The sequence below is a fragment of the Agrobacterium sp. CNPSo 2736 genome (genome assembly GCF_004005385.1).
In the GTDB taxonomy this organism is placed as follows: domain Bacteria; phylum Pseudomonadota; class Alphaproteobacteria; order Rhizobiales; family Rhizobiaceae; genus Agrobacterium; species Agrobacterium leguminum.
Genome location: NZ_RZTX01000006.1, coordinates 90,992 through 103,484, shown reverse-complemented (window position 1 = coordinate 103,484; position 12,493 = coordinate 90,992). Strand labels below are relative to the sequence as shown.

Genomic DNA, 12,493 nt, shown 5'->3' with positions numbered 1-12,493 from the left:
AGGCGGTCTTGGAACTTCAGAACCGCCTGCCGTTTCCCGCCATGGCTTTCCGTCAGTTCGATGCCGAAGGAGGGCTCGATTGTATTGTCTCCGTGCGTGCAACATTCATGCATGCTCAGGGCGGTTCGCTGGATGTCGCAGCCGAGCAGGAAAGTTTTCAGTGGGAGGATGCCTATGAGGGCGATCCGCACCAGACCGTCCTCCTGCGCCAAAGCGATCTTACCCCGGACAAGCCCGGCACGGATATAACCTTTCTCGGGAATGCGTGGTCTGCGAGTGGCGAGCCGGAGAAATCCTGGCGTGCCTCCATCCGCGTTGGTGGAGTTTTCAAGGAAATCGAGGTTTTCGGCAGACGCTTTTGGCAACCTGTCGTTAAGGAGAAATGGGCAGGTTTTGCCGCTAGGGAAGCCAAACGTGTCGTAGCGGATTGGAAACTGAGCGATCCTGAACCGGCTAGAAGCGTGGCCATATGCTGGCGTAACGCTTATGGCGGCGCGATCCCTGGCACAGGTGACGCGGGGACGGAAACACCGATTGACGTGGAGCGCCGAAACCCGCTTGGGTGCGGCATCGTCAATCTTGAGATGCCTGCCGACGCCGGGCCTGTTCCAGCTCCGCAGATCGCTGCCGTTGGTGAGCATTCCGATTGGCGGAGCACGCCGGAACCGCAGGGATTTGGGCTCGTTTCGCCTTGGTGGCAGTTCCGTCAGCAATATTCCGGAACTTATGACGACGGTTGGCGGGAGGAGAGGCACCCCCTCTTGCCGCGTGATTTTGATCCACGCTTCTGGCAGGCGGCCCATCCTGATCTCATCGCGACGCCTCACCTCAAGGGTGACGAGAACTACGAGCTCGTTAATCTGAGTTCTGAGCATCCGGTCGCGAAAGGCTCGTTGCCTGGCCTTACCCTCGGTGTCCATTGCTCTCGCGAAGATCGCGATGAATGGCACGTGCTGAAGCTCGATGGCGTGCAATTCGACTGGCGCAATGACGGACGGGTGCTTCTGACCTGGCGCATCAGGTTTCCTCTTACCGATGCCGGTGAAACAAAACTCACCCTGACGCGCGTTCGTCTGAAGTCGCCCGAAACCGAAGCGGCTCTGACCGAGAGGGAGACAGCATGAGCATCCCCCGCGACAATTATATCGGAGAGCCCGAATATCCCGGCACATGGACCACGGGCACACCGCGTGAGGGACTGCGTGACATCGATGAGGCGCGCATCGTCTCTTTGGCACCTGATGTATGCCTGACACCGGTTGGCTCGTCGGTAGTGCCTATTCCCTATCCGGTCGTGGATTTTTGCGGCCATGATAAAAACTATACGCCGTCTGTTCGGTTCACCGGCAAAAAGGCAATGGTGATGCGTTCGTGCACGACACATGTGCACGGCGATGCGCCCGGCAGCCGCAAGGGGGTAAAATCCGGTACGGTGGAAAGCATCTGCGAACCCATCGGGCACGCCGATCAGGTGCGTGCTGAAGGCTCGCATGTCATTCGCCACCTCGATCGTTTTTATATGAACAACAGGAATACCCAGGGTGAGGCGATCTTCGTCCGCAGCACGCAGACCTATGACCCTCCCAAGGACGATGATCCGGTGCGGGGATCGCTCCGATGGCAGGACGGGTCGGACGAAGGCCGGGTTATCAGCGATGCGTCGCCCGAGCCGTTTAAAGAGGGCGAGAAATACGCTTATGCGGGATCGGCTGCCGCAGCGACGACTGGGGCTGCTCAAAACTCTGCGCAAGCACTTCGCGGAGGAATGCCGGCGACAAGGCCGACTGTCCCCCAGACTGTTCCTCGTGGTCCGGGAAGGGTGATAACCCCGGGACCCGCCCGAGCGCCTCAGTGGTATCGTACCCCGCCTCACAGGGTTGTGAGCGATCTTGCAAAAGTTGGCCGTCTCGCGAGGGTGGGCATTTGGGCCCGCCGCCTAAATGTCATCGGGATATTATCAAGCGTCCTTATCCCCGATAATGGTGCAAATCTGTCTGACGTCGTCCCACGGGACGATCAGGAGCGGCGGATCAAAGAAATGTTCGACGAGGGTGTCGACGCCGGACATGACAGCTGGGAGATGCGGGATTGGGCGATGGAGGAGCTCCGTCGGCATCGGCAGCGAGTGCGTGAGGAACCAGAAAGTCGGCCACAGGCATTACCCCAGAGCGAAACCGTACGTGTCTCCGATCGGGACGAATACCGCAAGAAGTGTCAGGTCGACCGTTACGGCAAGATGAAGAGCGTCTGCGGTCAGTACGGCATGCAGGCTCACCATATAGTTCCGGACTGGACGCTTCGTTATGGCGCGAGAGAGGAGGCCGATAAGCGCATTCCGAATATGCCCAGCCTTAATGATGGTATGGCTATATGTGTTATTGGCAATGCCCGGGTAGAGCAAACCGAGCACTGGGGTGGTCATCTGGCGGACAAGGCGATCGAAAATGCCGGTAGAAATTCAACGCCACCTTTTACGGCGCCCTTACATAAAGTAGTTCAGGCGTCGGCCCAGGCTATGATAAGCGTGAGGCCCGATTGTGCAAAAGAGATTATGGCAGCCCTGACGACCCAATATGCTGGAAAAAATCCGTTCCAGCTTTTACGAGCTAAACAATATCCTCCCCTTCCTGAAGAAACCATATCGGCTTTGAAGTCTGGAGCTGTTGAAGGAGCGACCAGAAAACCATGAAAACCAAGCTGCCTATCGATTTTACGAGAGCATATGCGAGGTCGGGCAAAACGCTCGCCGTTGTCGCAACGAGAGACAATGCTGAGCCTTTCGATCCTGATGGCCGATTTTATCGGTATGATCGTGACGACGTGCCGCCGCAGGACTGGACGTATTCCGACTTCGGTTTCCATATTCAAAGCATGACTGTGTATCATAGCGCTGAGCACGCTACGCCAGATGGTTATTTCGTTTTGCTGTCGTCGGAGGGTGACGTTTATCACACCTACTGGAAGGAGAATTTTCAAGAGAAAATTCAGGGAGCCGGTAGTTGGAGTGACGATTCGAAAGGCTATGGGCGTCTCACTCGCATCCGCGAGATCGGGCAACACCTATATGCCTGCGGAGAGGGGGGGCAAATCTATGTTCGCAAGGGGAACAATGATTGGCGTCTCCTGACCGATAAATTGTTGCTGAACCCAAATGCGCAGGAGGAAGCAAAGCCTGAAAAAGAGCCGGAATTTCTTTCTCCGGAATGGCAGGAATGGGTCACTCAGTCGGCCCTCAATCCAGCCTCCCGCGATATACTGTTCTTTGACATAAACGGGTTGTCGGAAGAAGCCATCTATCTTTGCGGGGAGGAGGGACCCGGTACCAAACCGGTCCTTTGTTTCTGGGATGGTCATGAGTTGCACGAACTGAAAATTCCAATTCCGGTAGCCGCTTTGACCGGAATTTACATCGAGAATCCTGACAGCGTCTGGATATGTGGGAGAGAAGGTGTTCTCATACACGGAAGTCACACACGGGGATTTTCGCCTGTCGCATTACGGCAGCAGCATAATCTCTTTCACATGATCACTCCGTATCGGGAAAAACTCGTCATGGCGGCGAGCGTTCGTCCCGGCGGTCTTTATGAGTATGACCCCAAGACAGGACGTTTTGGCAGATTTGATCCTCCTCTTCCGCGCTTGAGCAATCGTGATGATAACGAATCTATCGACAATGGTCCGTTTTTTGCGCAGGTGATCGAAAACGTGCTTTGGGTCGTCGCATCGAAAGATGTTTTCCGCTTCGATGGTGCGGCTTGGGAGCGGATAGAACACCCAGATCTCTGAGTTGCGAGCTTCCGAAGGCTTCGAATGTTATTGGTGCGGCGGTCTGCCTGAGGCCTTCTAAAATCGCAGCAACGTGGACCGGGAGGGAAATGGCATGAGCCTCCCCCGACAACTACAGCGGCGAACCACAATACCGAGACACATGGGCCACCGGGACGCTGCAATAGGCTGCATGTCCTTGATGAGGCCCGTATCATCTCTTTGGCGCTTGATGTATCCCTGACTCAGGTTGGCTCATCGGTGATGTCTATTCCGGCGCTGGGGAAGTTTTAATTGGAGAGGGCATCGGAGCTTACCACCAAGCCTTGTTTGGATTTTTGAGAGCTATGGATTTGGTGCGATGTTTGGGACTCGCCTGTCCCGAGAGAAACGCACTGATATCCTCTTCCCGAAGCGGCGGCGCATAGATATAGCCCTGCACCAGCGTGGCGCCGAGGCCTTCGAGTGCGGTAAGCTCGGCTTGTGTTTCCACCCCTTCCACCACGCATTCCAGTCCCATGTCGCGGCTGAGGGTGAGAAGGGATTTTACGATTTTGTAGCTGGCCGGTTTTTCGTGCAGGTCCGTGACGAAGCTGCGGTCGATCTTGATCTTGGTCAGCGGCAATGCATGCAGTCGCGTCAGGCTGGAATAGCCGGTGCCGAAATCGTCCAGCGATATGCCGCAGCCGAGACGCCGCAGCATTTCGACCGATTGCCTGACCTGTTCGAAATCATGGGCAAAAGCCGTCTCGGTAATTTCAAGGTCCAGCCGCCGCGCATCGAAGCTGCTGTTTTCGATGATGCCGAGCAGGGAAAGCACGCCCTCATGGGAATTGAGGTCCTGCGCCGAAAGGTTGAACGACAGGCGCAGGGAAGGCTCCCATTTGGCGGCGGAGGCGAGCGCCATCTTGAGAAGCGGCCGCGTCAGCGAACCGACGATGCCGGCTCGCTCGGCGATGGGGAAGAACTGGCAAGGCGGCACATATCCGAGAACCGGGCTATGCCAGCGCGCCAGCGCTTCAAACCCTGCCGTCCTTCCGTCGCGTATATCGACGATCGGCTGGAAAACGACCGAAAGCTCGTTTTCCATATCCCGCTGTTTAAGCAGGTGCTCGATGCGGGCTTCGATATTGATCTGCTTTTCGTGCTCCGCATCGAACAGAACGGCGTCGCCACGCCGGGTTTTCTTGGCGTGGTAAAGGGCATAATCCGCCCTGTCGAAAAGCTGTTCAAGCGTGGAGGCGAGGTTCGGAAACACGGCAATTCCCATGGAAGCGGAAACATGCACGGTGCCTTCCGGCATATGGTAAGGCGCCCTCAACTGCTCGGAGATCGCATTGGCATTTGCGACGAGTTGCGCGTCATCCGGTATGATCGGGGCGACGATGGCGAATTCGTCACCGCCCAGCCGAAAGGCCCTGCTGGCTTTCAGATTGGCGGTGAGGCGTTTGCTGACATTGACAAGCAGCCTGTCTCCCACGGAGTGTCCGTAAAGATCGTTGACGGGCTTGAACCCGTCCAGATCGATGACACCCAGCGCCAGCCGGGTTCCGTTGGCCCTGGCTTTTTCGAGCTCGGCTTCAAGATGGGCGAAAAAGGCGCGGCGGTTGGGCAGTTCCGTCAGGCTGTCGATATTGGCAAGCAGCAGGTTTTCGTTGCTCAGCGCTTCCGTGCGCTGTTGTGAAATGACCATGCGCTCGAAATTGCGGTAGTTGGTCAGCAGAATGGACATCATGCCGGTGCAGACCAGCAGCACGTTGATGGCGATGGCAACAAAGGTCGGTTGCCGCGATGCCAGAAAAAAGGCGATGAAGGCGCCATTGACGATGAGCGTCACCGTGAAGGCGGCCGAGCGCACATACATCAGACAGAAAATGCAGGAAATGACGGTAATCGCCATATAGAAGGCGACGTGGGATTGCGTATAGGCATCCCCATAGGGCACCAGCAGGAAAGACCAGAGCGTGAATGCCATGGCGATGCCGGCAGCGAGGCGATTGGTGCGCCGAAGGGCTGCATGCGCCACCCGCGGTTCGGGATCCATGCCGCGCGTCCTCCACCAGAAGGCGACCCTGAGCGTGCAGCCGAGTGTGAAGAGGGCGGGAACACCAACGGTGAGCCAAAGCGGCGCCAATCGCATATGCGTCACGGCAAGCGCCCATGTGCTTGAAAGCAGGATGAAATACATCATCGGCATCTGTCGGGTGAAAGCGCGGTACTGTGCTTTCAGCAGATCAGGATTGTCGGACCGGACGGACATGAAGTCCTGCAGTTTCTGTGTGGCGGTCAGTATTTTCATTCATGGCTCTTCAAGTACAGAGCGGCATTTGTAACATAATTCCCGTTACATCATTGGAAATACACAGGGTTAACCGAGAGACAACTACATCAACCGCAAGATGCAGGCACTGCGTTTCGCAACATTCCAATGTTTTCAGTATTAAATGTTTCCTGCGGGGATATTGGTAGTGGTGAAGCAACCCTTTGCTTCATGCCACGTGTTGCGACGAATCCATTCCATTGGCCTGATCGGCCCGCCCTCCTCCAATGTCCATCAACTCCTTTTCAAGGCCCCTTGAAAAGTTTGAACACGCGTGCAATATGAACGCGTGTTCAAACTTTGAGAAATGGTTCCTGCGCATGGATTCGATCCACTATCCCGATACACTGGCGGCGCGTGCCGAATTGTGCCGCAGCGTTATTCTTTCCGCCGGCGAACTGGTGCTGAAAGGTTTTCAGGGCGAGGCGACGCGCAGCTTTTCGATGAAGGGGCCGCAGGACTTTCTGACGGTGACGGATGCCGCCTCCGAAGCGCATATTCGCGGCGCGATCATGGCCGCTTTCCCGGAAGACAGTTTTTTCGGGGAAGAGGGCGGCGGCGAGATCGGTGAGCGCGTCTGGGTCGTGGATCCCATCGACGGCACCGCCAATTTTGCCCGTGGCATTCCGCATTTCTGCATCTCCATCGCCTATGTCGAAAGCGGCCAGACCGAAATCGGGGCGATCTATAGTCCCGCCCTTGGCGAGCTTTATTTCGCCCGTCGCGGTGAGGGAGCGACGCGCAACGGGCAACCGATCCGAACTGCGGAAACGGAGCGCTTCGATGCGGCTTCGATCGAGATGGGGTGGTCCACCCGTATCGCGAATACGACCTATCTCGATGTCGTCCGGAACCTGCTCGATATGGGCGCCAATGTCCGCCGCGCCGGCTCCGGCGCGCTGGCGCTTGCCTATGTGGCTGACGGCCGTTCCGATGGCTATCTCGAATTGCACATGAATTCATGGGATTGTCTTGCGGGGCTGCTACTCGTCAGCGAAGCTGGCGGCGATGTGTGCCCTTTTCTGGAGATCGGCAGTCTTCGGGATGGCGGGCCCGTGCTGGCCGCAGCCGCCGGAGTTGCCAAAGGCGTCAGCCAGGCATCGAATATAGCGCTGGCCGCGCGGCAGCTGTCGGATCGTCCGCGGGCGGCATCGGCGTGATTTAGGGGGCGGAGGCCCTTTCGCAGAGGGGGGCCTCGTGCTTCGTGCATGTGGAGGAATGAAATGGATGGACCCGTTTATGCCCGGCCCGCAATCAGCCTGATTGCGGAAGGGCTCGGTCTGCACAATGCCGCGCTTTACATTGGCGGCAGCGATGGTGCGAGCGATCTCGGGCTCCTTCGCCGGCATGGCATCACCACCGTCGTCAATTGCGCCGTCAATCTTGATATCAATCTCGTGCCGGCGGTGGCGGAAGAGGGCGACAGGCGCGCCGTGGGTTATGGCGATATCCGTTATTACAAGCTCGGCCTTATCGATGGCGAGGGCAGCCCCGACACCATGATGCTGGGCGCCTATTACATTCTCGACGGCGCGCTCCGCCAGACCATGCCGAAGCGGGAAACCTATCCCTTTGCAGATGGCGGCAATGTGCTCGTCAATTGCCGCAGCGGCCGCAGCCGTTCCGTCTCACTGGTGGCGCTTTTCCTGCACAAGCAGCAGCCGGATCTCTATCCGACCCTCGACGATGCGCTGGCCGTGATCCGCACGAAACGGGAATTGCGGCCTGACGAATGGTTCGAAACGCCGAAACCGATGCTTTACGCCGCCGCCCGCCGTGCTTCCGACTGGATCGACATGGTCGAGGGCAGAAAGACCGCTCAACCATGCTGACACGCACGCTTCCCTCCGTTGCCGTCATCGCAGACGCGCATTTCCATGACACGGCAGCCGATTTCGGATTTCCCGGCATCGAAATCGATGGCCAGCGCATCACCATGCGCAGCTGGTCGGATACGCGTGAATCCACCCGGGTTTTCAACGAGAGCGCCGATGCATTGCATGCGGCGCTGGAAGAAGTGCGGCAGCGCGGCATTCGCCATGTGGTGCTGCTTGGCGACTATACCGATGATGGCCAGCGCGTGACGACCGAAACGCTGAAGAACATCCTGCAACGCCACAGCGACGCCCACGGCACGGCCTTCTACGCATTGCCCGGAAACCACGATATTTTCGGCCCGCGCGGCCGGCACCATACCAAGGAGTTTCTGACGGAGAACGGCAAATGCCTTTCCGTTTCCAGCGATGCCCGGCGGGCCGGTGAGCGCGTCGTCGTGAGCCACGGGATGTATTGCGAAGGCTATCCTGTCGGCCTTGGCCCGATGGCGGCTTTCGGTTATTTCCGCCAGCCGGATTATCTGCATTGGGAAACCCCTTTCGGTGTTTCCGATGCGCCGGAGGACCGGCTGTACGCGGTGCGCTCACCCGATGGGCGCAATGTCTACCGCCTGATGGATGCCTCCTATCTGGTCGAGCCGGAGCCGGGCCTGTGGCTGCTGATGATCGACGCCAATATTTTCGAGCCGCTCGATGGCGAGTTCGAAGCGGGTGAGGAGGCGGCTTTCATCGACAGCACCTCCGGTGGCTGGAATGCGCTTTTGCGCTGCAAGCCCTTCCTCATCGACTGGATCGCTGATGTGCGCCGCAGGGCGGAGCTGCACGGCAAGACATTGCTCGGCTTTTCCCACTATCCGGCGCTCGATCCTTTCGATGGCGCAAGCGGTGCGGAAGGCGCTCTGTTCGGTGAAACCAATGTCGTGCGCCGCACGCCGCGCAAGGCGGTGGAGGATGCGCTGTTACAGGCCGGGCTTGCCGTTCATTTCAGCGGGCACCTGCACGTGGAAGGCGTGACCCGGCGCGGGGAGGGCGAAAATTCGCTCACCAATATCGCCGTGCCGTCGCTCGTTGCCTTTCCGCCCGCCTTCAAGGTCATCCACCCGTCGCGGCAAGAAATCCTTGTCGAGACGGTGGAGATGGCCGCTCTGCCGGTCAATGGCCGCATTTGCGCCGGTTACGCGCAGGAGACAGCACTGGCGGGCGAGGCGAGCGACCGGGCTTTTGCCGCCGGCAATTACGGTGAATTTCTGCTGGGCCACAAGCAGGCGCTGATCAGGCACCGTTATTTCCCCAGGGAATGGCCGGTCGAGGTTGTTACGGCAATTGCCGATAAAAGCGTTCGGGAGGTTCTCGACCTGCTTGGAGAAGAAGGCCGATCCTCCTCTGATGTTGCTGTCCTGTCTCTGGACCTGCCGATGTTCGAGCTGATTGCCGACTGGTATTGCCTGCGCCAGGGTGCCGGTCTGGCGCTGCCGCATATCGCGCCGCAACGGCTTTCCCTTTATCGAACGCTGGCGGAGCGCTTCGGCCGCGAGCCGGATCGCCACGATGGTTCGGTCGAAAGCTTTCTTGAAATCTTCTTCGGAGCCCTCGGCCTGTTTCTCGAGCGTGCCGAAGGCAGTCCGCGCGATCTGGAGCTTGGGCTCTCACCGCAGCATGAACGGATTGCGGTTGGAACTGAGGTGTTTGCAACAAGTGCGGCCGCCATGGTGGGTCTGAGCCCAGACCGGCGGCGAGAATGACAAGCGGGGTGATCCGATGGAATCTGTCGTGGTCAGCATCAATCTGTTCGGCGCAGTGGCGCTGCTGCTTTTCGGCCTTGGGCAAATCAAGGACGGAATGTCGCGCGCCTTCGGCGCCCGGCTCCGCATCGGCCTTGCGGCCGGCACGCGGGGCGGGTTTCGTTCTTTCATCGCCGGTCTCGTGGCGACAATCGCCTTGCAGAGTTCGACCGCCACGGCGTTGATGGTCGCCTCCTTCGTCGAAAAGGACCTCATCGCGCCGGCCATGGCGCAGATCGTGTTGCTCGGGGCCAATGTCGGCACGGCGATGACCGCCTGGATTGTGGCGCTTGGGCTTGGCTGGCTGTCGCCGATGCTCATCCTTGCCGGTGTTGTCCTGTCACGCGGAAAATCGGTGCAACGGCAGGGGGCCGGTGCGGCGCTCGCCGGTGTCGGCTTGATGCTGCTTTCGCTGCATCTTCTTTCGGCTGCGACATATCCCATAAGGCAATCGCCGGCGCTCGGTCTCTTCATCGGCATGCTCGGCAATGCCTGGCCGGTGGCTCTGATCTTCTCCGCCGTATTGGCCGCGCTCGCCTCCTCCAGTCTGGCGATTGTCGTTCTTATCCTGTCGCTTGCCGCAAGCGGCGGGGTTGAAACGAGCCTCGTGATCGTTCTGGTGCTCGGCGCCAATCTCGGCGGCGCGGTGCCGCCGGTGCTGGCGACGCTGAGAGCACCGGTTGCAGCGCGTCGGGTGGCCGTCGGCAACCTCATCGTCAGGGCAATCGGCTGTCTCGCGGCGCTGCCTCTTGCCGGATATGGCGCTGCGCTGCTGGAGATGTCGCCTTTTTCTCACGCCAATCTCGCGGTCGATGCGCATCTTTTCTTCAACCTGGCCGTCGCCGCCATCGCCTGGCCGCTCTCACCGCTGTTGCTGCGGGTAACGACGGCGCTGCTTCCGGAAAAAGAGAAAAGCGAAAGCCATCGCAGCTATCTCGACAGCCACGATCTCGATCAGCCGGTTGCCGCCCTTGCCGGCGCGAGCCGCGAGGTTCTTCTGGTCGGCGATCTGATCGAGCGCATGCTGCGGCAGGCGGGCGAAGCCATGCGTGACAGCGACGTTGCGAAACTCAATGATATCAGCGCGCTGGAAGGCCGGGTCGACCGGATACAGCACGACATTAAGGTCTATGTCTCGAAGGTGGGGCAGGACGGCTTGAGCGGGAAAGACCAAAGGCGTGCGATGGATATCGTCGAATATGCCATCAATCTCGAACATATCGGCGATATCATCGAGAAAGGCATCCGCCCGGAAATCGCCAAGAAGATCGATCTCGGACTGCGGTTTTCCGATGATGGCAAGAGCGAGCTTGAGCGTCTTTTTACCGTCACTCTCGACAATATCCGCATGGCGCAATCCGTCTTCGCAACCCGCAATGCCGCGCTTGCACGCCGGCTGGTGGAGGTGAAGGAAGATGTGCGGCGCCTCGAAAAGCAGTCGTCGGAGCGCCATCTCCAGCGCCTGCGCGACGGGCGGGCTGACAGCATTCAGACCAGCTCGGTGCATCTCGACATGTTGCGCGATCTGAAACGCATCAACGCCCATATTGCCGCCGTCGCCCATCCGATCCTCGATGAAAGCGGCCTTCTTATCGAAAGCCGCATCAAGCAGGTCGGTTAGGGGATATGGTAAAGCCGCATGACGGCTTATGCCCGGAACGCATTTGCTCTAGCGCGCGGTGATACGCTCGACCATGGAAACGGGTACGACCTGAAGCCGGGTTTCCGGCTCATCGCTATCGAGCGCGGTTAAAACCTTCTCGGTCAATGCGTCGAAGGATTGGGCAACGGTGGTCAGCTGGTAGCTTTTCCAGCCCGCCTGCGGAATATCGTCGAAGCCGACAATCGAGAGATCTTCCGGCACCCGGCGGCCCATTTCCAGCCGCGCGGCGTCCATGAAACCGAGCGCCAGCAGATCGGTCACGCAGAAAGCGCCGTCTATCGTCTTGTCGGATAGCAACTCGCAGCCGGCCTGATAACCGCTGTCATAGCTCGTCGGCCCGCCGGACCATGGAACGACCTCGATGCCTTCGATGGTCATGCGCTGGGTAAAGGCGGCGGCGCGGCGCAACTGTGCCGGCGTCTGGCTGCCGCTGGAAATGACCGCGACCTTTTTGCATTTCGCTTCCACAAGCCGCATGGCGGCAAGATCGGCGCCGCGGGAATCGTCGCTCAGCACCATATTTGTATCGGTGCGATCAAGACGCTGATTGATGAGAATGAGGCGTACGCCATTGGCGATGCATTCATCGACGATCGAGGCCGGCGGTTCGCCGGAGAGAACGACGATGGCCTGCGCACGGAATTCGAAGAGAAGCTCGATCAGCGGCGCAATGTCTTTGCGGGCATCCGCCGCATTCAGCAGCAGGCATTGCAGGCCACGACGCAGAAGGCCGATGCTGAGGAGATCGAGCTGCTTTGAAATGAAGGGAGAGCTGAGGTTGGCGCCGACGACCCCGATGAGATTGGAGCGGTCATTGTTGAGGCCCTGCGCCAGCCGGTTGACACGGTAGCCGAGTTCCTGCGCGGCTTTCAGTACCTTGCGCCGGACGGCCTTCGATACGCTGCCGCCGGGTGTGAAGGTGCGCGAGACGGCGGAGCGCGAAACCCCGGCCTTTTTCGCCACTTCTTCGGCCGTCACGAACCCTCTCGCCATTCAACTCCCCCGTTGCGAAATCCTATGCCTGATATCACAGGCCATATGATGTCGGCTATTCCAATTGAAATTTTTCACCCGCGCTCGGCAAGGCTGAGAAAAGGCCGCCTGCATTCCAGGAAAATGCCTCATCCGT

At 58.9% G+C, this 12,493-nt stretch carries 8 protein-coding genes and 1 pseudogene; 7 read left to right on the top strand and 2 right to left on the bottom strand.

What is annotated here, in order from left to right:
- Nucleotides 1-8 precede the first annotated feature (8 nt).
- From EM858_RS12465 to EM858_RS12455, 3 genes are read left to right on the top strand one after another with little or no spacing between them, the layout of a single operon-like run.
- Complete coding sequence (locus EM858_RS12465) at nt 9-1,124, top strand: DUF2169 domain-containing protein (protein WP_080820410.1); 1,116 nt, start codon at nt 9-11, stop codon at nt 1,122-1,124.
- A complete protein-coding gene (locus tag EM858_RS27105; protein WP_080820412.1) occupies nt 1,121-2,689 on the top strand; it encodes a DUF4150 domain-containing protein in 1,569 nt (522 codons plus the stop codon). The genes EM858_RS12465 and EM858_RS27105 overlap by 4 nt, the downstream gene beginning before the upstream one ends.
- Nucleotides 2,686-3,786, top strand: a complete 1,101-nt coding sequence (locus tag EM858_RS12455; RefSeq protein WP_080820414.1) for a hypothetical protein — start codon at nt 2,686-2,688, stop codon at nt 3,784-3,786. Before EM858_RS27105 ends, EM858_RS12455 begins: the two co-directional genes overlap by 4 nt.
- Before the next feature lie 292 nt (nt 3,787-4,078).
- On the opposite strand, the gene EM858_RS12450 is transcribed toward EM858_RS12455, so the two are convergent.
- On the bottom strand, nt 4,079-6,064 hold the full coding sequence (locus EM858_RS12450; RefSeq protein WP_127756865.1) for a bifunctional diguanylate cyclase/phosphodiesterase: 1,986 nt from the start codon (nt 6,062-6,064) through the stop codon (nt 4,079-4,081).
- Nucleotides 6,065-6,405: 341 nt separating this feature from the next.
- On the opposite strand from EM858_RS12450, the gene EM858_RS12445 reads away from it, so the two are divergent.
- The 4 genes and pseudogenes from EM858_RS12445 to EM858_RS12430 all read left to right on the top strand — a co-directional run bounded on the left by EM858_RS12445 (nt 6,406) and on the right by EM858_RS12430 (nt 11,322).
- A complete protein-coding gene (locus tag EM858_RS12445) occupies nt 6,406-7,245 on the top strand; it encodes an inositol monophosphatase family protein (RefSeq protein WP_080820418.1) in 840 nt (279 codons plus the stop codon).
- Nucleotides 7,246-7,308: 63 nt separating this feature from the next.
- On the top strand, nt 7,309-7,917 hold the full coding sequence (locus EM858_RS12440; protein WP_080820420.1) for a dual specificity protein phosphatase: 609 nt from the start codon (nt 7,309-7,311) through the stop codon (nt 7,915-7,917).
- Nucleotides 7,911-9,593 (top strand): annotated as a pseudogene (locus EM858_RS12435) (metallophosphoesterase); the annotation flags it as partial. The gene EM858_RS12440 and the pseudogene EM858_RS12435, both read left to right, overlap by 7 nt.
- 85 nt (nt 9,594-9,678) lie before the next feature.
- A complete protein-coding gene (locus tag EM858_RS12430; RefSeq protein WP_080820422.1) occupies nt 9,679-11,322 on the top strand; it encodes a Na/Pi cotransporter family protein in 1,644 nt (547 codons plus the stop codon).
- Nucleotides 11,323-11,370: 48 nt separating this feature from the next.
- Here EM858_RS12430 and EM858_RS12425 read toward each other — a convergent pair whose 3' ends face one another.
- Entirely contained in the window at nt 11,371-12,357 is a 987-nt protein-coding gene (locus EM858_RS12425; RefSeq protein WP_020811113.1) for a LacI family DNA-binding transcriptional regulator, read from the bottom strand.
- Between the last annotated feature and the right edge of the window lie 136 nt (nt 12,358-12,493).

Excerpts from the sequence above, each read along its gene's own strand:
- EM858_RS12440 (WP_080820420.1), top strand. The coding sequence starts at position 7,309 with ATGGATGGACCCGTTTATGCCCGGCCCGCAATCAGCCTGATTGCGGAA.
- EM858_RS12430 (WP_080820422.1), top strand. The coding sequence starts at position 9,679 with ATGGAATCTGTCGTGGTCAGCATCAATCTGTTCGGCGCAGTGGCGCTG.
- EM858_RS12445 (WP_080820418.1), top strand. The coding sequence starts at position 6,406 with ATGGATTCGATCCACTATCCCGATACACTGGCGGCGCGTGCCGAATTG.
- EM858_RS12425 (WP_020811113.1), bottom strand. The coding sequence starts at position 12,357 with ATGGCGAGAGGGTTCGTGACGGCCGAAGAAGTGGCGAAAAAGGCCGGG.
- EM858_RS27105 (WP_080820412.1), top strand. The coding sequence starts at position 1,121 with ATGAGCATCCCCCGCGACAATTATATCGGAGAGCCCGAATATCCCGGC.
- EM858_RS12450 (WP_127756865.1), bottom strand. The coding sequence starts at position 6,064 with ATGAAAATACTGACCGCCACACAGAAACTGCAGGACTTCATGTCCGTC.
- EM858_RS12455 (WP_080820414.1), top strand. The coding sequence starts at position 2,686 with ATGAAAACCAAGCTGCCTATCGATTTTACGAGAGCATATGCGAGGTCG.